At 58.8% G+C, this 22,073-nt stretch carries 20 protein-coding genes and 2 tRNA genes; 6 read left to right on the top strand and 16 right to left on the bottom strand.

Annotation, left to right across the window (positions count from 1 at the left end; translation table 11 throughout):
- Nucleotides 1-92 precede the first annotated feature (92 nt).
- A complete protein-coding gene (locus EL18_RS04335) occupies nucleotides 93-884 on the bottom strand; it encodes a PopZ family protein (protein ID WP_051913765.1) in 792 nt (263 codons plus the stop codon).
- Between the two features lie 272 nt (nucleotides 885-1,156).
- Between EL18_RS04335 and EL18_RS04330 the strand changes: the two genes are divergently transcribed.
- Complete coding sequence (locus EL18_RS04330; RefSeq protein ID WP_036480130.1) at nucleotides 1,157-1,528, top strand: GFA family protein; 372 nt, start codon at nucleotides 1,157-1,159, stop codon at nucleotides 1,526-1,528.
- A gap of 32 nt (nucleotides 1,529-1,560) precedes the next feature.
- Here EL18_RS04330 and EL18_RS04325 read toward each other — a convergent pair whose 3' ends face one another.
- The 4 genes from EL18_RS04325 to EL18_RS04310 all read right to left on the bottom strand — a co-directional run bounded on the left by EL18_RS04325 (nucleotide 1,561) and on the right by EL18_RS04310 (nucleotide 4,516).
- Nucleotides 1,561-2,901: a TolC family outer membrane protein gene (locus EL18_RS04325; protein ID WP_036480128.1), complete on the bottom strand. Its 1,341-nt coding sequence runs from the start codon at nucleotides 2,899-2,901 to the stop codon at nucleotides 1,561-1,563.
- Between the two features lie 156 nt (nucleotides 2,902-3,057).
- Nucleotides 3,058-3,732, bottom strand: coding sequence for a protein-L-isoaspartate O-methyltransferase family protein (locus EL18_RS04320; RefSeq protein ID WP_036480126.1), 675 nt, complete (start codon nucleotides 3,730-3,732; stop codon nucleotides 3,058-3,060).
- Between the two features lie 325 nt (nucleotides 3,733-4,057).
- Nucleotides 4,058-4,131, bottom strand: a tRNA-Cys gene (locus EL18_RS04315).
- A gap of 79 nt (nucleotides 4,132-4,210) precedes the next feature.
- Nucleotides 4,211-4,516 carry a hypothetical protein gene (locus EL18_RS04310; RefSeq protein ID WP_051913763.1) on the bottom strand — a complete coding sequence of 102 codons (306 nt, stop codon included), beginning with the start codon at nucleotides 4,514-4,516 and terminating at the stop codon, nucleotides 4,211-4,213.
- Between the two features lie 173 nt (nucleotides 4,517-4,689).
- On the opposite strand from EL18_RS04310, the gene EL18_RS04305 reads away from it, so the two are divergent.
- From EL18_RS04305 to EL18_RS04300, 3 genes are all read left to right on the top strand, one after another.
- A tRNA-Asn gene (locus tag EL18_RS04305) sits at nucleotides 4,690-4,764 on the top strand.
- An 89-nt stretch (nucleotides 4,765-4,853) separates the two neighbouring features.
- Complete coding sequence (locus EL18_RS18265) at nucleotides 4,854-4,979, top strand: hypothetical protein (RefSeq protein ID WP_280113655.1); 126 nt, start codon at nucleotides 4,854-4,856, stop codon at nucleotides 4,977-4,979.
- Nucleotides 4,980-5,038: 59 nt separating this feature from the next.
- Nucleotides 5,039-6,436, top strand: coding sequence for a cryptochrome/photolyase family protein (locus EL18_RS04300; protein ID WP_036480124.1), 1,398 nt, complete (start codon nucleotides 5,039-5,041; stop codon nucleotides 6,434-6,436).
- On the opposite strand, the gene EL18_RS04295 is transcribed toward EL18_RS04300, so the two are convergent.
- The 3 genes from EL18_RS04295 to EL18_RS04285 all read right to left on the bottom strand — a co-directional run bounded on the left by EL18_RS04295 (nucleotide 6,425) and on the right by EL18_RS04285 (nucleotide 9,382).
- Nucleotides 6,425-6,748, bottom strand: coding sequence for a Dabb family protein (locus EL18_RS04295; RefSeq protein ID WP_036480122.1), 324 nt, complete (start codon nucleotides 6,746-6,748; stop codon nucleotides 6,425-6,427). The genes EL18_RS04300 and EL18_RS04295 overlap by 12 nt on opposite strands.
- Nucleotides 6,749-6,821: 73 nt before the next feature.
- On the bottom strand, nucleotides 6,822-8,795 hold the full coding sequence (locus EL18_RS04290; protein WP_036480120.1) for a bifunctional 2',3'-cyclic-nucleotide 2'-phosphodiesterase/3'-nucleotidase: 1,974 nt from the start codon (nucleotides 8,793-8,795) through the stop codon (nucleotides 6,822-6,824).
- Nucleotides 8,796-8,899: 104 nt separating this feature from the next.
- Entirely contained in the window at nucleotides 8,900-9,382 is a 483-nt protein-coding gene (locus tag EL18_RS04285; RefSeq protein WP_200875499.1) for an Lrp/AsnC family transcriptional regulator, read from the bottom strand.
- 139 nt (nucleotides 9,383-9,521) lie between these two features.
- Here EL18_RS04285 and ald point away from each other — a divergent pair, with 139 nt between their 5' ends.
- Entirely contained in the window at nucleotides 9,522-10,637 is a 1,116-nt protein-coding gene (ald, locus tag EL18_RS04280; RefSeq protein ID WP_036483969.1) for an alanine dehydrogenase, read from the top strand.
- 82 nt (nucleotides 10,638-10,719) lie between these two features.
- Here ald and EL18_RS17230 read toward each other — a convergent pair whose 3' ends face one another.
- The 8 genes from EL18_RS17230 to ilvA form a co-directional block, all read right to left on the bottom strand.
- Complete coding sequence (locus EL18_RS17230; RefSeq protein ID WP_051913761.1) at nucleotides 10,720-12,600, bottom strand: PAS domain-containing protein; 1,881 nt, start codon at nucleotides 12,598-12,600, stop codon at nucleotides 10,720-10,722.
- Nucleotides 12,601-12,682: 82 nt separating this feature from the next.
- Nucleotides 12,683-13,204 carry an N-acetyltransferase gene (locus EL18_RS04270; protein WP_425277131.1) on the bottom strand — a complete coding sequence of 174 codons (522 nt, stop codon included), beginning with the start codon at nucleotides 13,202-13,204 and terminating at the stop codon, nucleotides 12,683-12,685.
- 41 nt (nucleotides 13,205-13,245) lie between these two features.
- The gene (gene sseA / locus EL18_RS04265) at nucleotides 13,246-14,094 is read right to left on the bottom strand and encodes a 3-mercaptopyruvate sulfurtransferase (protein WP_036480116.1); all 849 of its coding nucleotides are present in this window, start codon (nucleotides 14,092-14,094) and stop codon (nucleotides 13,246-13,248) included.
- Nucleotides 14,095-14,173: 79 nt separating this feature from the next.
- A complete protein-coding gene (locus tag EL18_RS04260; RefSeq protein ID WP_036480114.1) occupies nucleotides 14,174-14,914 on the bottom strand; it encodes an alanyl-tRNA editing protein in 741 nt (246 codons plus the stop codon).
- Nucleotides 14,914-15,948 carry a cysteine synthase A gene (locus tag EL18_RS04255; protein ID WP_036480112.1) on the bottom strand — a complete coding sequence of 345 codons (1,035 nt, stop codon included), beginning with the start codon at nucleotides 15,946-15,948 and terminating at the stop codon, nucleotides 14,914-14,916. The genes EL18_RS04260 and EL18_RS04255 overlap by 1 nt, the downstream gene beginning before the upstream one ends.
- A gap of 162 nt (nucleotides 15,949-16,110) precedes the next feature.
- Nucleotides 16,111-17,352 carry an MFS transporter gene (locus tag EL18_RS04250; RefSeq protein ID WP_051913758.1) on the bottom strand — a complete coding sequence of 414 codons (1,242 nt, stop codon included), beginning with the start codon at nucleotides 17,350-17,352 and terminating at the stop codon, nucleotides 16,111-16,113.
- Nucleotides 17,353-17,514: 162 nt separating this feature from the next.
- The gene (locus EL18_RS04245; RefSeq protein ID WP_036483958.1) at nucleotides 17,515-18,879 is read right to left on the bottom strand and encodes a DEAD/DEAH box helicase; all 1,365 of its coding nucleotides are present in this window, start codon (nucleotides 18,877-18,879) and stop codon (nucleotides 17,515-17,517) included.
- Between the two features lie 328 nt (nucleotides 18,880-19,207).
- A complete protein-coding gene (gene ilvA / locus EL18_RS04240) occupies nucleotides 19,208-20,464 on the bottom strand; it encodes a threonine ammonia-lyase IlvA (RefSeq protein WP_036483955.1) in 1,257 nt (418 codons plus the stop codon).
- A 151-nt stretch (nucleotides 20,465-20,615) separates the two neighbouring features.
- Between ilvA and EL18_RS04235 the strand changes: the two genes are divergently transcribed.
- Nucleotides 20,616-22,073 carry a TrkH family potassium uptake protein gene (locus tag EL18_RS04235; protein WP_036480109.1) on the top strand — a complete coding sequence of 486 codons (1,458 nt, stop codon included), beginning with the start codon at nucleotides 20,616-20,618 and terminating at the stop codon, nucleotides 22,071-22,073.

Below are 22,073 nucleotides of genomic sequence, written 5' to 3'. Positions count from 1 at the left end.
ACACCGTGCCATGCTCGGATGCGCGACGGTTCCGGAATGAAAAAAGCCCCGGCATCCACCGGGGCTTCCACAAGCAATCTTCGGCTTCGATCCTATCCGCCGCGCGCCACACGTTCGATCTCTTCGCGCACCAAGCGCTCCACGATCGCCGGCAGATTGTCATCGAGCCATTCCTGAAGCATCGGCCGCAGCATTTCTTCCGCGACTTCATCGAGCCCCTTGCGCCGCGATGCCTGGAAAGCCTCATTCAGCTCACTGAATGCAGCCGCCACCTTGCGCCCCGACTGTTCGGAAAGAATGGGCTTGCGCTCGGTCGCCAATTCCCTGCCGGTCGATTCCGAAAGGCTCTGCCGCACGACCTGTTCCACGTTCTGCCCGACAGAGGCGGTATTTCCCATCTCGGGCGCCGTATTCGCAGTCGCCTCAGCCATTTCCTCCGCCGGCTCTGCCTGTGAAGGTGAAGCCTGCAGCTCCGGCCGCGCTGCATCGTCATAACGCGTATCGGCCTGCCCCACTGGAGGCCAGGCACGCTCTTCGCGCTCTTCTGACTTTTCAGCACTTGCAGGCGCCGCGGCACTTGAAGGTGCCGAGCCGGTGGATTGCATCCAATCGAAGGGCTTTGCCTGCGCCTCGTCACGCTTCACGTTCAATGCGTGGACCTTATCCTCGCTGATAGAAGCAGGCTTGTTTGCAGGCTCATCCTGGCGATCCGCGAAGGATGGACGAAGCTCAGCGCGAAATTCCTCGACATCAGCTGAATGCGCAGCAGGTGCGTCATCGGCCGGATCTGCTGCACTTGCCGCCGCGCTAGCCGCGACGCCTTGTCCGCTGCCCGCTTCGTTGTCTTCGATGATCCGCCTGATGGAAGCCAGAATCTCTTCCATCGAGGGTTCACGCTGTACACTGCTCGCCTGGGCCATAATATGGATCCGCCGCTGATCAACATTTGTACGGAAAGCCGTTTGCAGGGAATCAACCCTCTTTCCGAATCACTCAGAGAGTATCGGAGACTTCGGCAAGTGAGAATCCCTGCCCACCCATGCTGGCAAGCTACACACAAGATTTAGCGGATCGCGGACTTCGCTCCACTTCACCTATGTAGACGTAGGCCTGAATGCTAGACTTTCCTGCGCCGCAATTTCTTGAGGAGGGAGCGATGACGAAAGCAGCAGGCGGATGTTTGTGCGGCGCGTTGCGCTTCGAAGCCGAAGGCTCGCCCAAGCGGGTTGGCCTGTGCCATTGCATGGACTGCCGCAAACACCACGGCGCCCTGTTTCATGCCTCCGCGATCTACTCCGAAAAGGCGGTAGAGATCACCGGCGCATCAGCGCAATACGAAAACAGACACTTCTGCCCGCGCTGCGGTTCATCGGTTTACTCAAGATCCGGAGAGGAACTGGAGCTTCATCTTGGAAGCTTCGACAGCCCTAACTTGTTCACGCCAAGCTACGAATTGTGGGTGATCAGGCGCGAGGAATGGCTCCCGCCGTTTCCCGCGACCACACAATATGAACGGAATCGTCCTTGATCCGCGCCTTCAGGCCTCTGCCGACTTAAGGTTCAACGCCCATCCGGCGTACGCAGACCATACCACTTGTCCTTCACGGCATTGTAATGCTCTTCGGGACGGTAGGTGGCGACCTGTAGACCAAGCCGGGTTGCCGAAAGGCGCCCCATCGCACCGACGATGGCATAGCTTGCAGCCACCACGTCACGCTCGGCACTGACTTGCCCGATCCGTGCAGCGATAACATCCGACTGCGCATTCAGGACATCAAGAGTGGTGCGCTGGCCGACAGAACGTTCTTCGATCACACCGTTGAGCGCCAACTGGGCGGCGCTGACCAGCTCGCGGTTTGCCGCAACGCTCTCGCGCGCAGCCTGATAGCCTGTCCAAGCTCTGGTAACCGCCTGACGAACCTCGTCCGTGGTCACATCCACAAGAATGCGCGCCTGACCAAGTTGCTCCTTGGACTTGCGAACACGTGCTGAACTCTCACCGCCCTGATAGATCGGCACCGAGAGGTTGAGGCCCAGCGACGCGGAATTTGTGGTTCCGTCACTTGCACTCGGGCTTGTGTCCAGAAATTCCGACTTTACCTGCGCCTGTGCGGACAGCTGCGGCAGGAATGCGCCCTCGGCGACCTTCACACCGAACGACGCCGCATCGACGCCGTGCTTGCGTGCCGCAATCGCAGGATGCTCGCTCAGCGCGATCGCAATAGCCTGGTTGAGGCCGGAGGGAAGCAGTTTGCTGATGGCTGAAGGCTGCTGAAGAGAGCCTGGCGCTTCTCCGACAACCTGCCGGTAGACCGCCTCACTTGCAGCCACCTGCGCACGGGCAGCGGTCAATTGTGCCAGCGCTTCCTGGCGCCGCGCCTCGGCCTGCGCAAGATCGGTCCGCGTGCCTTCACCCACATCCAGTCGCGAGCGAGCCGAGCGAACCTGCTCCTGCAAGAACTCCAGGCTCTGCGCGCGCAGTGCTGCAATCTGGCGATCACGAATGACGTCGAGATAGGCATTGACGGCGTTGAGAAGCGTCGTGATTTCCTGATTGGCCAGAGCGGCATTTGCTGCGCGCACGGACGATTCCGCCGAAGCAACATTGTTGCGCGTCTGGAACCCGTCAAAAATCGGCTGGTTCAGCGAAATGCTCACATCGAGGCTGCGCGATTCCACACCGCCGCGACTTGCCAGTCCGGCATTGGCCGCACCGTTGATCCGCGGACGCATGCCCGATTTGGCGATCGCAACATCTTCATCGGTCACGCGCACTCCGGCGCGCTCCGAATTCAGGGTCGAATTGTTCTGATATGCCTTGGCCAAGGCACCTGCGAGCGTCTCCGCTCCAGCCGGCATCGCCATGACCATCGAAACTGAAACCGCCAGGGCAGCTATCATTCTGCGTCTAAAGAACGTCACGCTCAACCTCGCGTTCCTGCGGCCAGCCAATTCATCCAGCCTTTGCACCTGTCATTGCCGGGTTCGAACCCGGCAGCAATATGAGGAACCTCGTCTCCTACAATCCAGCTTCCCCATACTGCACTGCGTAGCTTACTAAAACACGAAACCGACTTCCCGCTGAAAACCGGGAAGCGCCTCAACCGCGGAATTGAAAACTGCCCGCGAGGAGACAATACCGTCTTCCTTCAGGTAAAGATGCGCCCGCGCTGCATTGCCGTGACCAACAACAGCAACAAGCCGTCCGCCTTCGCCCAATTGGTCAAGCAGCGCCTGCGGAACCTCTTCAACAGCACCACCAACGAAGATGACATCGTAAGGCGCTTCCTTGGCATGCCCCTTTTCAAGAGCACCCGTCACCACCGTGACATTGACGCAATCAAGCTCGGCGAGTGTTGAAGCTGCACCTTCGGCAAGTGCCTCGTCACACTCCACCGCCACCACGAAGCTGGCGATCTTCGAAAGCACGGCTGTCGAATATCCGGTGGCGCAACCCACATCGAGCACGAAATCCGAGGATTTCACATCGGCGAGTTGCACCAGCTTGCCGAACTGCGCCGGCTGCATGAGAAAACGAGCCGGCTGACCACCGCTGGCCGCTGCAACTTCCAGATCCTCATCGATGTAGGAAAGCGCCTTGCGGCGGCCCGGTACGAATTCCTCACGCGGGATCGCGCGCACCGCATCGATCAGCCGGACATTCGTCACGTCCTGGGTGCGAAGCTGGCCCTCGATCATGTTTTCGCGCTGCTTTGAGAAATCCACCGACATTCAAACTGTTCCCGTCACCAGGGGCGCGTAATGCGCCGAGGCACTTGGCACCAACCCAACCTACCAGAGCCACTCCAACCCGGCCAGCACTCTGGAGAATCCTTGGATTTGCTATAGCGCGCATCCCCTGCTGTCAATCAAGCTGACCGCCGCCTCATGACCTTCCTGACAGCCTGTTGCCCGAAATCCACCACACAGCCCCCAAAAGCCAGTGTTTGAGGCGGCAAAGCCAATGCTTGCGGATCCAAACTCAGTTGGAATTGCGCTGCGACAGGCCTCGTGGATGCCCGATCGATGCGCGTGGATGGAGATTGATTCTTGGAAATGGAGGCCTCGCCCGGAATCGAACCGGGGTGCAAGGATTTGCAGTCCTCTGCGTAACCACTCCGCCACGAGGCCTCATGCGCAATCATGCGTCGGGGCGTTCAATATGGCGCGCGGCGCTCAGCGTCAAGCGGGTAAGGCGACCATAATCGGATCATTTGTGAGAACTTTGCCCCCTCACCTTTTTCCCTGTCTTCTGACGCTTGCGATTCCACCAGACTTCGCTCCTGCGCCGCATCCGGCGTACCGATGCGAAATCATAGGACAGGACAAGCAGCCCCAGAGGAATCATCCAGAAGCCAAGAACGGGCAGGAACCCGAACATGCCCAAAACCACCAGTGCACTCCCCACGCCCATGCGTGCCAATCGGGTCTGCGGCAGCGGCAGGCTACGCCCGAACATCGCCACATGGGGACGGCTTGCATGGTTTGGAGATTCGTTCTTCCGGTCCGTCTTCATGTCCTGCAAACAATCTCAAAGGGCTTGCGCCCGAATAATGTGCGATACTTATGCGGTCCCAATGCCCGCAAATCGAGGGGAACCACAAATTAGGTGCAAAAAAGTGTCATTGACGCTTTGCAAAATGAAAATCACTTTGCTATAGGCACGCTCACTCGCAAGAGCACAGGCCTTCCCCGGTAGCTCAGCGGTAGAGCAACCGGCTGTTAACCGGTTGGTCGCTGGTTCGAATCCGGCCCGGGGAGCCACTCTTTTCATAACTTTCTGCTGGCATGCCTGTCGCTCCTTCTGGTGCGGCAATCGACGCGCATCTTCTGCTTCTGGAACCTGCTCCTCATTGAGGCGTTCACCGCTCAATGAAGCAATTCTGTCGCAGGAGAATCACATGATTAAGGGCCTTATCCTCTGGCTGCTGGGCGTGCCGCTGATCGTCATCATTCTGCTTTTCGTCTTTGTTTTCTGATTCCAGCCGTCAGGCAGAGTTTTGAACATTTCGAATCCGATGATCTACAGAGCTGATGCATGAAGAATGATCCTCATGAACCGGCTCTGATTCTTTTCCGGCACGATCTGCGTCTTTCCGACAATCTCGCCCTTTGTGCAGCGGCCCGCAGTGGGCTGCCGCTCGTTGCTGTATATATCGAGGATCTGACCGAAGGCGTGCGACCATTGGGTGCGGCGGCAAGGTGGTGGCGGGCAAGATCGCTGAGGAAGCTTCAGAATGCGCTCTCCGGCAGCGGTTTGCGGCTGATTTGCCGTAAAGGACCGCTATGCGACGTAGTCGGCAGCCACATCGCGCAAATTGGTGCTGGCGCAGTCTTCATGAACCGACGTTTCGAACCCGCTGCAGATGCCGCGGATGTGCGTCTGATCGAACAGCTCGCACGGACAAACGTCGTTGCAGAACGTCACGAGGGGCAGCTTCTGCATGACCCGCATCAGCTGAGAACGACCAGCGGCGGTTTCTACAATGTGTTCACGCCCTTCTGGCGCGCCCTCGCCTCCCAGGGTGACTTTGCCGATCCGGCCGATGCGCCGGACCATGTGCAAGCCCACGAGCATGACCTTGAAACCGATCCGGATGGTTTGCTGGACTACGCTCCCGCCTGGGCGACGGCATTTGGTGAAATCTGGGAACCTGGTGAATCCGGTGCGCAGGTCAGGTTGAATGAGTTTCTTGAAGGTCGCGGCAACGGCTACACCAACGGACGCGACAGGATGGCAGAGGAAGCAACCTCGCGTCTTTCCCCTCACCTCGCCCATGGCGAGATCACGCCACGCCAGATCATGGCAGCCCTCGGCGACGCTGCGATACCGGCCAATGATCTGGAGACATTTCGCCGGGAGATTGGCTGGCGCGAATTCTGCTGGCATCTTCTGGCAAACAACAAGGATCTGGCGCAGGCCAACTTCAACAAGAGTTTCAACGGTTTTCCCTGGCGCGATGACGCGATGGCGCTGAAAAACTGGCAAGAAGGCCGCACCGGCTACCCTCTGGTCGATGCAGCGATGCGCCATCTATGGGAAACCGGATGGATGCACAACCGCGCGCGAATGGTCGTCGCATCTTTTCTGGTGAAACATCTTGGTCTTCATTGGCGTGAAGGAGAACGGTGGTTCTGGGATACGCTGGTTGATGCAGACGCAGCGAACAACCCCGCCAACTGGCAATGGGTTGCGGGCACGGGCGCTGATGCAGCTCCGTTTTTCAGGGTGTTCAACCCGACACTTCAGAGCCGGAAATTCGATCAGAACGGCGATTATATCCGCAGCTATGTCCCGGAACTGTCTGATATCTCCGGCAAGCAGATACATGATCCCTCCGCCGAATTGCGTGGGAAAACAGGTTATCCGCGCCCGATCGTGGAGCACACTCAGGCACGTGACAGCGCCCTGGCAGCGTACCGTTCAATCCGCTGATGCGCTGCCCGGCAAGGGCCGTGGTGCTATCGAATCGAAGTCGGCTGCAACGCGCATTTCACGCAATGGGCGCACGAGACGGATGCATTCCTCATAGATCGGGTGCTGCTTGTAGGCTTCAAGCTTCTCTTCGTTCTCGAATTCACCGTAGACAATGACATCCACGTCACTGCCAAGCCGGTCGACCTTGCGGTTTATGCCGACTTCGAAGAACTGGCTGTGGGGTATCTGCCCAAGCATCGCGAGGTCACTCGCGATTTTCTCGACATCCTGCGGATCCTTGGCGCTGAAGAAAACAATGTGGCGAATCATGCACCGGCTCCTGCTGTTCTGATCGCCGGCAGGAGCCGGATAATAGCTCACTCTGTCAAGACGGGCAGAACAGTTACAGTCCGATGCGATAGATCGCGAAACCTTCGTCGCCCTCGCCTGCCGGCGTGATGGAAACACCTGCCACATCGCCAGCGAACCGCTCGCCCTTCGGCCCGGTCTGGAAGGTCACGCTGGTGCCCTCGAGCGGCTTGAAGGTCCAGTTCGCATCCGCCGAGGGATTGATGGTACCCTGCTCCACGATATAGCGCACGATGACATCGCGGTTTGTGTCTGGTGCCTGGAAGATGACCTTGTCCGGCGTGATGCCCGGGAAGTTTCCCCCACCGCCCGCGCGATAATTGTTTGTCGCAACCACAAATTCCGCATCCGGGTCGATTGGCTCACCGTTGAACTGCAGCTCGACAATGCGGCTGGCTTCTGGGTTTAGGAGTTCACCCTTCGGGTCATATTTCGTCGGTTGGCTGAGATCGATCTTGTAGGTGACGCCATCGATCACGTCGAAATTGTAGGAGGGAAAGCTGTCATTGATGAGTGGCTGATCCGCTTCTCCCGGCGTCACCTGGTTGAAGATGCCTGCCGACATTTCCAGCCATTCCTTCACATCCGCTCCCGTCACCTTCACGGCCTGAACGGTGTTTGGATAAAGATAGAGATCCGCCACATGCTTGATGGCAACATCACCAGCCGGCACGTCAGTGTAGTAGTCCGGGCCACCGCGCCCACCTGCCTTGAATGGTGCAGCGGCTGAAAGGACAGGAAGATCCATGTAGGCCGTGTCCTTTATCATCTGGCTGATATACCAGGTCTGTGCCTGGGCCACGATCTGCACCGATGGATCATCGGCAACCAGTGCGAAATAGGAGTGCAGCGGTGCCGATGTCTTGCCCACTGCCGTGCGCACATATTCCAGTGTCGCCTCGTGGTCGGCGCGAACGGCCTCTTCGACCTCTGCCTTGCTTTCCACGAGCGGCTTGGTCTCGCGCTCGACGCGTTCGAAGATGGGCCTCGCTTCGCTTGAGGAATCTATCACACGCCAGCTTTTGCCGTCGCGCTCGAGCATCAGGTCGATCAGGCCGAGATGCGAACCCCAGAAACCGCCCATCACTGCTGGCTTGCCGTTGAGGAGACCCTTGTCATTGTCCACCCCTTCGATGCCGGCAAATTTGGGCCCGGGAAAATCAAGATGGCTGTGGCCGGTGACGATTGCGTCCACGCCATCGATCCCGGCGACGAGAAGCGAAGCATTCTCGAGATTTTCTTCATATTGCGCGGGTCCTACACCGGAGTGAGACAGCGCCACGACAATGTCTGCACCCTCCTCGCGCATCTGCGGCACCCAGGCTTTGGCCGCCTTGACGATATCGCGCGCCATGGCCTTGCCTTCCAGATGCTTGGAATCCCAGTTCATGATCTGTGGCGGGACGAAACCGATGAGGCCGACCTTTACCACATGCTCATTGCCCTCACCGTCCATCACTTTCCGGTCCACGATGACGTAGGGCTTCAGGAAAAGATCATCCTGCCGCGGATTGGAAGCAAGAGTGCCCTTGGTGAGATTTGCGCAGACAAAGGGGAAATTCGCGCCATCCAGAACCTTGAACATGAAGTCGAGCCCATAGTTGAACTCGTGATTGCCAAGTGTCGAACAGTCATAGCCAAGGGTGTTCATGGCCTTGATGACAGGATGGACGTCACCTTCCTTCATGCCACGCTCATAGGCAATGTAGTCGCCCATGGGATTGCCCTGCAGGAAGTCTCCGTTGTCGACCAGAATTGCATTTGTCGCCTCGGCACGGATGGAATCGATGATGGAGGCAGTGCGGGCAAGCCCCATCGTGTCATTCGGTTTGTCGGCGTAGTAGTCGTAGGGAAAAACGTGAACATGCAGATCGGTCGTCTCCATGATACGAAGATGCGCCTGATTGGCAGAAGCACGTGCTGAGAAGGGGTGCAGCGCCACGAGGGCTCCCGCCGCTGCCGCACCGCGGATGAACTGGCGTCTGCTGAAAGCTGCACGAATTGTCATGAAGATCTCCTGATATCTGCAGTTGCGCAGGCAGAGTTTGCGCTGCTACCGGCGCGCAAACAAGCAGGATTTCATGACAGCCGGGTGAAGCCCTTTTGCCGGCGTCAGGCCAGTTCGGGCCGTAGCCCGATAGCCGTGCGGTCGATCACTTCTCTCAAGGCGAAAGCCGAGTTGATCTTGATCACATGTGGCATGCCCGTAAGCCACTCCTTGTGAATACGCTCGTAATCTTCCAGGTCACGCGCGGCGATCCGCAGAATATAATCGTAGTCGCCCGACATCAGATGGCAGGACAACACATTGGGACAGCGCTTCACTGCGGCCTCGAACTCGCTAAGCGTTTTTTCGAACTGCCCGCTTAGGGAAATATGGACAATCACGGTCATGCGATGACCAAGCGCGGCATTGGAGAGTTGCGCATGGTAACCCTTGATGACGCCGGTTTTCTCCAGATTGTCGAGCCGGCGGGAGCAGGCCGATTGAGACAGCCCCACCTTTTCCGCCAATGCCGCATTGGAAATGCGCCCGTCCTGCTGAAGCGCATCCAAAATCGCAACATCAATTCGATCCATCGCCGAAGATCGCATATATTCCTCCCGAACCCTCTTTTTGCTGCAAGGATATGCGAAAAAGCAAAGTCTGCACAACGATCTTCGCAAGGACATTTCCCGGATTTTCGTGCTTCCATCAGAAATCGCTCACTTTTCAACGGCCAAAGGAACGGTCATGCGTGTCGGTTGTCCAAAGGAAATAAAGAACCACGAATATCGCGTCGGCCTGACGCCGGGCGCAGTTCGTGAATATGTCGCTCACGGTCATGAGGTCCTGGTTGAGACAGGCGCCGGCGCTGGTATCGGCGCAGACGACAATGCCTATCGCTCGGCCGGTGCGGCCATCGCACGCACCGCAGCAGAAGTGTTTGAAAAGTCGGACATGATCGTGAAGGTCAAGGAGCCTCAACCTTCCGAATGGGTGCAGCTCCGCGAAGGCCAGATCCTCTATACCTATCTCCATCTTGCACCCGATCCCGACCAGACAAAGGGGCTGGTGGATTCCGGCGTGACCGCCGTCGCCTATGAGACGGTCACCGACGATCGCGGCGGCCTGCCCCTTCTCGCGCCAATGTCGGAAGTGGCCGGCAGGCTGGCCATCCAGGCAGGAGCAACAGCGCTGCAGAAAGCCAATGGCGGGCGCGGTGTGCTGCTCGGCGGTGTACCGGGCGTGCTTCCCGGCAAGGTCACGGTGATTGGCGGCGGTGTCGTCGGCCTCAACGCTGCGAAGATGGCAGTGGGCCTCGGCGCGGATGTTACCATCCTCGACCGTTCCATCCCGCGCCTCCGCCAGCTCGACGACATCTTCAATGGCCGCGTCCATACGCGCTATTCCACCGTCGAAGCGCTTGAAGAAGAGTGCTTCTCCTCAGATGTTATCGTCGGAGCTGTCCTCATACCCGGCGCCGCCGCACCGAAGCTGGTCACCCGCGAGATGCTTTCGGGCATGAAACAGGGCGCGGTTCTTGTCGATGTGGCCATCGATCAGGGCGGTTGCTTCGAAACATCCCGGGCGACCACCCATTCCGAACCGACCTATGAGGTCGACGGGGTAATCCACTATTGCGTGGCGAACATGCCGGGAGCGGTACCTGTGACCTCCGCGCATGCCCTGAACAATGCAACGCTTCACTACGGCCTGCAACTTGCCGACAAGGGCCTGAAGGCACTCGCGGACGACAGGAACTTGCGCAACGGCCTCAATGTACATCGTGGCCGCATCACCAATTCTGCAGTCGCCGAGGCTCTCGGCTACGAGATGGCCGAGCCGGCTTCCGTCATCGCTGCCTGATATTTACTTCAGCACAAGATCGATGCCCGCCAGCATGTCTGGCGGGCATTTTTATTGGCCCGGCAGAGGTGTACGTGATGTGCTAGTGGCCATTCGACTTTATCGAGGACGCAGTGTCTCTGGTCGGGCTGCCCTCCACCACCGTGTTGATGCAGGCGATCAGCGATTCCGCGCTGAACGGTTTCGACAACAATGGCGCGTGCCTGAATTCTTCCGGCAGACCGTCGCTGCCATAGCCCGAGACGAAAGCGAATCCGATGCCGGATTTGGTTAGGGCGGCAGCAACTTCATCGACGCCTTTGCCTTGCAGATTAGCGTCCAGCAACGCGACGTCAAAGCCTCCATGTGCCACCTGCTTCAGCGCATTCTCGACCGTATTGGCCGGACCCAGAGTCTCGCAGCCATGTTCCTGCAGCATGTTTTCGATGTCGAGCGCCACCAGCGGCTCATCTTCGATGATAAGGACACGCATGCCCTTCAACGAGATCGCTTCGCTTGCAGCGGCAACTTTCCGGGCGTTCACCTCCAGCGGATTGACGAATTTCGCACCGAGCGCGAATCTCGGCAACGGCAGATCGATCGTGAGGAGCAATCCGTCATGCAGGAACTGCATATGCGCTTCCGCCCCGTGAGCCCGCAGGCTCTTCTCGATAAGCGAGCGACCGAACCCGCGCGCCTGCTCGGCAGAAGGTGATGGGCCGCCGGTTTCCCTCCATGTCAGTCGAAGATTGCGCGATTGATTGTCTTCCTCGATGTCCCATTGGATGGAGACACAGCCATGTTCGCTTGAGAGCGAACCATGCTGACGCGCATTGCTTCCCAACTCATAAAGCACCAGTGCCAGATGCAGGGCAAGCTGCGGCTCCAGAAACACGGTCGGGCCGCCTGACATAACGCGGTTTTCAAGCCCCTTGGCGAGCAATACCTGATCATTGATGAGGTCCGCCAGTTCCGTACCGCTTGGCCCCTTGATCAACATGTTGTGCGCGCGGGCAAACGCCTGGATGCGACCGCTCAGGCTCGATACGAAGGCCTTCGGCTCGCTGTTCGAGCGAAGTGTATGACTTGCGATGGATTGTACCATCGCAAGCGTGTTCTTCACGCGATGGTTCAGTTCGTTTATGAGAAGCACCTGATGCTCTTCGGCCCGCTTGCGCTCGGTGATATCGACCAGCATGTTGACGGCACCGATCATCTCACCCTCGGAGAAGAGCGGAGTCGGGTAGGCCAGGCACGGTATCTGCTCGCCGTCGGGCCGCTCCAGCAAAATCTCCTGACCGAATATCGGCTCCTGCGTACGCAAGGCTATGGCCATGGGACATTCCCCATGGGGCAGTTCAAGACCATCCGGCGTGCGCAACCGCCATGAAACACACCAGCGCTCCTTGCCGATTTCGGGCGTTCTGCCGGCAAGTTCGCAAGCCGTGTCATTGTAGAAGATGATACGGCCGTCCGCATCGGTCCGGTAGATGGCGGCGGGCAGAACCGCGAGTGTATCTTCCAGTTCACGCTCCTTGCGGGCGATCTGGTCTTGTACGCGCTCGACGGAACTGATGTCCTGAAAACAGTTCACGGCGCCGCGAAATTTTCCCCCGGCTTCGAAAACCGGATCGATATTGACCAGCGCGGCGACCCGACTTCCGTCGGGCTTTTCGATAATGACTTTCCCATCACGGAAGGGCGTTCGCTCCTGGAGCACTTGTGCCATGGGACTGTCTTCGTGGCGTATCACGGCGCCGTCGGCATCGCGGAGCCGATGCGCGCCGCAGAACCGGGCCACGTTCTCGCCCAAATCCGGCGCTCCACCCCAGATCTCGGCTGCACGCTTGTTGAAGAAGATGATGCGCCCATCGGTATCGCAGGCATAGACACCGATCGGCAAGACCTCCAGCAACGCACCGGTTGGAATGAGTGACAGGAAATCTTCCGAAGGCTTCTGATTATCCGAAGGTCGATCAGTCATTTGCCTCTCTGGCGTCGTATTGCTCGCTCCCGCAGGTGAAGCTGGAACCTGAACTGCAGCGCTCGATCGCGCCATTCCATCTTCAACGGTACAAGGCGCGTCGCCGTGCCTCTTCGCTGAGAGGTATAAGGCTCTCATCGCGCCTTTCAACAGGCATGAACCCCGCCCGCTGATAAAGTGGTAGGGCGGCGGGATGATCGAGGGTGCAGGTTTCAACTGTCACGCGGGATTTCGAACGCGACCATGCCGCACGAATGGCACACCCCAGGAACCACCCTGAAAGCCCTCTGCCAATCGCGTGTTTCATAAGTCCGAAATGCACCAGCCTGCAGCTGTCATCCTCGTCACGAAGCTCGAAGAAACCTGAAGGAGCACCATCCAGATAGAGGACTTGCACATCATTGGCTTCGCTGGAAAGCCGCTGTTCCAGTTCGCTATCACTCAACTGCAGCGCAGCGGTCCAATGCCAGTCGCGCCCTACACGGTCATAGAGATAGCGATAGAAATGGGTCGGGATGTTATCGACCCTCATGAGCGCCAGATGCTGTCCCAGTGGCATGGGCGGGTAACGTGCGGGCTCATGTTCCATCTGAAGCCGTGTCACCACAGCCTGCAGTCTCTTATTCGTGTCATCTGCCACGGACATCAATCGGACGTTTCAACAGGCGTATCGTCGCGCCCGCCCCATTCACTCCAGGAACCGTCGTAGAGCCGAGCATGGTCGTGTCCCGTCTCAGCAAGTGCAAGAACGATCGCAGCGGCCGTGATCCCGGATCCGCAAGTGGCGACAACCGGCTTTTCAGGATCCAATCCGCAGCCGCGCAGATGCTCCTCCAGGGCCTGGCGTGACAGGAGGCTGCCATCCCGGGAGAGAGACGTGACCGGGACGCTCACCGCACCCGGCATGTGACCGGATCGCATTCCTTTGCGGGGCTCGGCTTCGACGCCCTTGTAGCGACCTGATGACCGCGCATCCGCAATCTGTGCCCCACCTTCCCGGACGAGCTGCAACATCTCGTCAAACCCAACCACGGCATTCCTGTCGACCTTCGGGTCGAAGACCGCAGACGCGATTTTCGTCGGCTCGGACGTCACCGGACGGCCTTGCGTCCGCCAGCGGTAGAATCCACCGTCAAGCACATAAACCTTTTCAGCGCCCATCACACGGAACATCCACCAGGCACGTGGAGCTGTGAAAAATCCGGGTCCGTCATAGACGACGATCGTGTCATTGCGCGTGACACCCATGGAGCTGGCGTGGCGTTCGAAGGTCAGTGGCTCGGGCATCGTGTGAGGCAGTTTCGAACCCGCATCACAGACAAGCTCGTGATCGAAGAAAACTGCTCCGGGGATGTGCGCAGCATCATATTCGGCTTCTGCATCACGGTTTTGAGCGGGCAGATACCACGACGCATCGATTATGGAGAGCCCCGGCTCCCCGATACGCTTCTCAAGCCAATCTGCAGAAACGATGAACCGACGTTGCTCTTCCATATGTCCTCCGGGCCTGTTTGCTCAGACAATGCCTGCGGACACAAGTGGTTTCACCTTCCGCCGGTCACCGCAACATATATCACTGCGACAATTGACCGAAGCGAATGCGAAAACGCCGGTTTTCCCGACCCTTCTTCTCGATCTTGCCGATATGGATCTCTCCGATTTCGCCAGTGCGCGCCACGTGGGTCCCCCCACAAGGTTGACTGTCGATGGCGGCATCCTCTCCAATGCATACCAGCCGAACCTGTCCGGCACCCGTCGGTGGTCGTACATTCTTCGATTTCACCAGTCCCGGATTGGCGGCAAGCTCTTCTTGGCTGATCAGTCGCGTGAAGACCGGATGGTCGGCCTCCACAAGCTCCATCAGCTTCGCCGTCACCTCTTCCTTGGAAGGAGCACCCTCGGGCATGTCGAAATCAACCCGCGAGTCGCTTTCGCTGACGGACGCGCCGGTGATCGGCTGCGGACATACGACACTCAACAAGTGGCAGGCCGTGTGCATGCGCATCAACCGGTATCGACGATCCCAATCGATGGTGAGCTTCAACCTGGTCCCCACCGCTGGCGGCACAGAACCTTCGGAAAGGCGGTGGATGATCTCTTCCTTGGATGCTCCACAGACCGTATCCGATACTTCGAAGCTTCGGCCGTCTTCAGTCGCAAGCGCACCTGTGTCACCCGGCTGGCCGCCGGATGTTGCGTAGAAGATCGTTCGGTCGAGGATCACACCGCCCTCGTCGGTGACCGAAACCACGGTTGCTTCGGCGTCCTTCCGATAGGCATCATCTCGAAACAGCGCTTCAACCCGATGCGCCATCAGGATACAGCCTCGAAAGGCACCTCGATGTCCGGCGTCTCTTCCATCCAATGCGGCACTGGCAGGTTCTTGGAGCGCAGGAAGTCCGGATTGAACATCTTCGACTGGTAGCGCGTGCCGTAGTCGCACAGTATCGTCACGATGGTGTGGCCAGGTCCCAGTTCCCGCGCAAGCCGCTTGGCACCTGCAATATTGATACCGGACGATCCGCCCAGGCAAAGACCTTCCTCCTGCACGAGATCAAACACGATCGGCAGCGCCTCCTCGTCAGGCACCTGGAAGGCGAAATCGGGTTGGAAGCCATCAAGATTGGCGGTGATGCGACCCTGCCCGATACCTTCGGTGATCGAGCCGCCCTCCGATTTCAATTCGCCATTGGCGTAATAGTTGTAGAGCGCGGCCCCCATCGGGTCAGCAATCGCGATCTTGATCCCGGAATTCTTCTCCTTGAGACCAAATCCCGTGCCGGCCAACGTCCCGCCGGTTCCCACCGCAGCGACAAAACCGTCGACCTTGCCGCCCGTCTGTTCCCAGATCTCCTGAGCGGTCGTCTGGATATGGCCTTCACGATTGGCAGTGTTGTCGAACTGATTTGCCCAGACCGCGCCGTTCGCTTCTTTCTGCGCCAACTTCTCCGCCAACCGGCCGGAAAGCTTCACGTAATTGTTCGGGTTCTTGTAGGGCACTGCCGGGACCTCGATGAGCTCCGCACCCATGACGCGCAGCGCATCCTTCTTTTCCTGGCTCTGCGTCTCCGGAATGACGATGACCGTTCGGTAGCCGAGAGCTTTGGCAACAACCGTAAGCCCTATTCCGGTATTGCCTGCGGTCCCTTCCACGATCACGCCACCGGGCCGGAGCAGACCACGCTTTTCCGCATCACGGATGATGAACAGTCCCGCCCGATCCTTCACCGATTGCCCAGGGTTGAGGAACTCTGCCTTGCCGTAAATCTCGCAGCCCGTTTCCTCGGAAGCGCGCTTGAGGCGGATCAGCGGCGTGTTGCCGATTGTTTCTATGACGGAAGGCTGCATGTATTCCTCGCTTGTATCCTCGGCTGCGACGCCGGCATGTTCCGCTCAGCGTAGAAATCGCACCACGCGCTTGCAAGGCGCGTTTTTCTCCCTGCTGCGAAACTGCACGCATTCAGCGGGTGCGGATGCGACTTTGGCGAAATTTTATTCCACGCGCACTCCTCAGCCGGTCTTCGACATGCGGCTTGAGACATTCAGACCCGCACCGTCCTCGCCTCGTTGCGGCTTTGCATCCCTTGAGAACAGATAGATCAAAAGCGCGGCAGCCAGAAGTGCCGTGTAGAACATGAACAAGGCGCGATAACCGACGACCGGATCGCTTGGGACCGATGAAGCCGTCACGACAGCCCCGGTCGCAAATTGGGTCGCGCCCACGCCGCCGATCGAGAAGAAGTTGAGAAGCGTCACACCGCGACCGGTCAGGTGAGCGGGAATATACGCTTTGCCATGTGCCATAAGTAGCCCATACGCGCTGCCGCAAAGCCCAAGCACCACGAGAAGCCAGGTCGTGGTCACAAAGCTGCTCTGTGGCACGAATGACATGAATGTCAATGCACTCAGGCTGATGGATGTGCCCGCAACCGCAACCCACTTGCGCGTTCCGAAAACATTGTCGAGCGGCCCATAGATAAATGAACCTGCCGACATGGCAAGTGCCATGAAAAGCGTGGCATTGCCGATGGCAAGAGCGGTCGCACCATAGACATCGGCAAGATAAGGACCGGCCCAAAGCCCGCGAATGCTGGCAGCCGCAGCATAGTTGACCGCGACCAGCGGCAGGATCGGCCATAGTGCCTTGAGCCGCATCAGATCGAGATAGCCGGAGAAGCCACTGGTCGCGCGATTCTCCTCTGCAATGTGCGGGTCACGTACGAGGGCAAAGATCGCAACCGCCACGACGAGGGTGACAGCAGCCAATCCGGTGAGAACGGTTCGCCATCCGAAGGCTTCGGCAGCTGCTGCAAGAGGCGAGGCACCGATGACGTTGCCAAGCATGCCGATGCCCAGGATCGTGGAAGCCAGAATGGACAGACGTGCCGGTGGATACGCATTGGCGAAGATGTATATCGAGGCCATCAGCACGGGCGAGCAGCCGAAACCGATCAGGGCCATGGCGGCAATGACCATCCAGGGCTCGCTGGCAGCGGCAAACAGCAATGCCCCGCCCCCGCCGCCTATGGCCAGCATGATCGAAGCTGTCTTGCGCGGCCCGAAACGGTCGAGCGACACACCCACGGCGAACTGCATTGAGGCGAATACGGCAAACCAGACGCCCGAAGCCGTCGACAGTTCAGCCTTCGTCGCACCCAGTTCGCTTGTCAGGACCGGCGTCAGCACTGCCATGAACGAACGATAGAACTGCGAAAGAATATAGGCTGTAGCCAGCGCCGCTATGCCTGCCATGCAAAATCTCCTCCTGCACCAGTACGGCGCATCCCATCTTCGATCCGATAACGCACCTCTCACTGCCATGCCATTGGGCCAGAAGCGGATCACCCATATAACAATGAGGGGCACGGCCTTTCGGCCATGCCCCTTGTCAGGAAACTCGATCGCTTCAGAAAATCAGGCTGCGCGGCTGCGTGCGCGACCGCCTTGTCCACTACGACCGCGACGGGAACGGCGCTGCTGCTGACCCTCCTGTCGCTCGCCCTCACGCTGCGCAGGTCCATTGCCCTTGCGCTTTGCATGCTGACGATGTGGCTGTGCCGGCTTCTGGCCGTTGTTCGTGTTGCCCGCATCATTGCGAGGCTGTGCAGCACGAACCGGATCAGGCTGGTCGGTGATATCGGCAGCCACGGGAAGCTTCATGCGAATGATGCGTTCCACCTGGCGCAGCTTGGAGCTTTCCGCAGGATCGCACAGCGTGATGGCCACGCCGTCGGCACCGTTGCGGCCCGTGCGGCCAATGCGGTGTACATAGCTTTCTGCTTCGTCCGGCAGATCGAAATTCACCACATGGCTGATGCCGGGAACATCGATGCCACGCGCGGCAATATCGGTCGCCACCAGAATGCGAACCGAGCCGTCGCGGAAACCATTCAGCGCGCGCTGGCGGGCATTCTGAGACTTGTTGCCGTGGATGACAGCGGCGTTGAAGCCGTCGCGCTCCAGATCACGCGTCACACGGTCTGCGCCGTGCTTGGTGCGTGCGAACACGATAACCTGCTTCATGCTGTCATCGGCAAGCAGGTCGGAGAGATATTTGCGCTTCTGCTTGGTACGCGCAATGATCACGCTTTGCTCGATTTCCGCCGCAGTCGTGCTCTGCTTCGCGATTTCGATGCGAACTGGATCACGCAGCAGCGTGTTGGCCAGCTGCTCGATCTCCTTCGGCATGGTCGCGGAGAAAAGCGCTGTCTGGCGGGCGGGATGCGTGGCCTTCGCAATACGACGGACGTCATTGATGAAGCCCATGTCCAGCATGCGATCAGCTTCGTCGAGAACGAGCCATGTCGTGTCGGAAAGTACGACTTCCTTCTCGCGCACAAGGTCCGTCAGGCGGCCCGGCGTTGCGATCAGAACGTCCACGCCCTGCTGCATGCGACGCACCTGCGAATTGCGAGATACACCCCCGAGTACGAGGCAGGTCGAGATGTGAGCACCTTTGGCAAGGGACTTCACCACTGTCTCTATCTGCACGGCCAGCTCACGCGTCGGCACGAGTATGAGGGCGCGGGCAGTGCGCGGGCGGCGTTTGGTGCCAAGCCCGATAATGCGTGAAAGGATTGGCAGGGAGAATGCGGCAGTCTTGCCCGACCCCGTTTGCGCCACACCCAGAATGTCGCGTCCTTCGAGGAACGGGGGGATGGCCTTGGCCTGGATAGGCTTTGCCTGATCCATGCCAGCAGCCTTGGTTGCTGCGAGCAGTGTTCCATCGATACCCAGCTCGTCAAAGTTGGCCGGGGTGATTGTTGTTTCTTCGGTCAAATCGATAACTCTTCTTGTGCCGCGCCCGAACGGCACAGCAAAAATCATGAGCAGGGCGCAACCTGCTTCCGAATATATTCGTGAACGACAAGGCGCCGGCGCTCATGCACCGGTCGGCTGCGCTGTCGCGCCCGAAGCACAAAACTCCGGGGCTTTTCCCGCCTCATTGCTGAGCGGAAAGCAGACGCAACCAGTCCTGAAGAGAAATCTCTTGTTGTGGGAAGGCCGAAACAGTTCGCCGGCCCATGCGCCTTACCGCCCCCATATGGAGCCTGAACGCACAAATAGCAAATGAATTGTGCGTCGCAGCAACAAGTGCCCGTTGCAGCTATACCAGGAGGCTGGCAATCGTGTCGTTCTCGGTAATGTCCTGGAACGACCAGCCAGCCTTCTCGAACTTCTTCATGAGCGCCGGGAAATTGCGCGCATCTTTGGTTTCCAGCCCGATCAGCACCGAGCCAAAATTGCGTGCAGACTTCTTCAGATATTCAAAGCGGGTGATGTCGTCATCCGGACCGAGGAGATCGAGAAAGTCGCGCAGGGCGCCGGGACGTTGAGGGAACCTGAAGATGAAGTACTTCTTCAGCCCCTCGAATCGAAGCGCCCTTTCCTTCACCTCCGGCAGGCGTTCGAAATCGAAATTGCCTCCGGAAACGACAGCAACGACAGTCTTGCCCTTGAGGACCTGCCGCGAATAGTCCTTGAGAGTATCAATGGACAATGCACCCGCCGGCTCGAGCACCACACCTTCGATATTCAGCATCTCGACTATGGTGGCGCAGAGCCGGTTTTCGGGCACAAGATGCACATCTTCAGCGCTGAAATGCTTCAGCCGCTTGAAATTCTCCCGTCCGATCTCCGCGACAGCCGCACCGTCAACGAAGGTGTCCACCTTCTCAAGCCTCTGACGTTTGCCATTTTCCAGGCTCGCGTGAAGGCTTGGAGCACCAGCCGGTTCCGCGAATGCGAATCGTGTGGCCTTGCCGGCTGCGTCCAGATAGCCGGTGACACCCGCAGAAAGCCCCCCACCGCCAACCGGAAGTATCATAAGCGCATCATCAAGAGCCGGCCCAAGCTGCTCCTCGATTTCCGCAGCAACGGTCGCCTGCCCCTCGATGATGTCGGCATGATCGAATGGAGGCACCATCAGCGCACCGTGCTCACCTGCATAATCCTCGGCGGCGCGATAACAGGCATCGAAATAGTCGCCCACCAGGCGCACCTCGATGAACTCGCCGCCGAAAATGCGGGTCTTGTCGATTTTCTGTTGAGGTGTGGTGACGGGCATGAACACCACGCCCTTGCGCGAAAAATGCCGACAGACATAAGCAAAGCCCTGCGCATGATTTCCTGCAGACGCACAGACGAAATGCTTCTGCCCCGGATCGCGCTCCACGGCCTTGCGAAGAAAGTTGAAGGCGCCGCGCAGCTTGTATGAGCGCACCGGCGTCAGGTCCTCCCGCTTCAGATAGACGCGTGCGCCGGTCTTCTTGGAGAGATAGTCATTGAGCTGGAGCGGTGTCGGCTCGAACAATCCGCGCAACGCTTCTCCCGCTTCCAGTACCTGTGCCGGTTTGAGGCTCATGATCGGCCCTCTTTCTTCTTCTGTGACCATAACGGCCATGGTCATTCCAATTTAGAGGCTGCTATTGCATATCAACCGGGTTGAAGCCACTGTCGCGCTCAAGCGGGCGACGAGGCCACTTGGCGCTTTGGGGATTAGGGGTCAATAATTCGTGCAATATCTGGCTGTCAGGACTGCGCTCCACATCGCCTCGGTCTTCGCCATCTATCTGTCCGTTGCCATGCTCATTCCGGCCGTGGTCGATCTGTATTATGGCAACGAGGATTGGCGCGTATTCGCCTTCTCGTCCTTTTTTACCGGTGGCCTGGCACTTGCGGTCTCGCTGGCGACGCGCGGTCGCGCACCGGCCATATCCTCCCGCTTCGGCTTTCTCGTGGTGAACATGCTGTGGTTCACCGCCTGTCTCGTCGGCTCGATCCCACTGATAGCATCTTCGCTTGAGCTGAAGCTTGCCGACGCGGTATTCGAATCCGTCTCGGCGGCAACAGCAACGGGCGGAACCGTGATTGTGGGGCTGGATGCTCTTCCGCCGGGCCTGCTTCTGTGGCGATCAATCCTTCAGTGGATCGGCGGCCTAGGCGTGATCGCCCTGGGTCTGTTCATCCTGCCATTCCTGAATGTTGGCGGCGTTTCCTACTTCAAGATCGAATCCTCCGACATCGAGGATCGACCCTTCGACCGCTTCTCCACCTTTGCAGTAGCGCTCGTCAGCATCTATGCGGCACTGACCGTTGCCTGTGGCTTTGCCTATGCGGCGGCTGGCATGACCGCCTTCGATGCCCTGAACCATGCACTGACAACTGTTGCGACCGCCGGCTTCTCCACCCATGACGCGTCCATGGGCTTTTACGCCGACAACTATGCCATCCTCTGGGTCGGCACCTTCTTCATGTTCCTGGCGGCCCTGCCCTTTTCGATCCTGATACTCTTTCTGGTGCGGGGTCGTCTTGATTCCCTGCGCGACCCGCAGATCAGGGTCTATGGCGGCTACGTGCTGGTTTTCGTTCTGACGGTTGCCATTTATCTGCGCATCACTGACGAGAGACCGTTCCTCGATGCACTGACCCACGCGGCCTTCAACTTCGTCTCGATCATCACGACGACCGGCTATGCGACCGAGGATTACGGTCAATGGGGACCATTTGCCGTTGCCGCTGCCTTCGTGGCGATGTTCCTTGGCGGCTGCTCTGGCTCCACCACGGGCGGCATCAAGGCTTACCGGTTCCTCATACTGTTCGAGCTTCTGGCCAATGGTCTGCGTCGCTTTGTTTATCCGAACACCGTGCTGACCGTGCGCTATGGTGATCGCCCGGTCGAAGACGATCTGCAGCGCGCTGTCGTCCTGTTCATGTCGGCCTTCCTCGTCATCTGGGCGGTAATCATTCTGATGCTGGCTGCAACGGGCCTCGATCTCGTGACCGCGATATCGGCCGCCCTGACCGGCTTGACGAATGTAGGCCCGGGTCTGGGTCCCATCATCGGCCCTGCCGGCACCTTTGCCCCGCTGTCGGATGCGGCAAAATGGATCATGGCTCTCGCAATGCTCTTGGGACGCCTTGAAATTCTTGCGGTCCTCGTCATCTTCACGCCTGTTTTCTGGGGTCGATAG

The sequence above is a fragment of the Nitratireductor basaltis genome (assembly GCF_000733725.1).
GTDB classification, from domain to species: domain Bacteria; phylum Pseudomonadota; class Alphaproteobacteria; order Rhizobiales; family Rhizobiaceae; genus Chelativorans; species Chelativorans basaltis.
The sequence above is the reverse complement of the archived record's forward strand: the minus strand, read 5'-3'. Positions and strand labels throughout refer to the sequence as shown.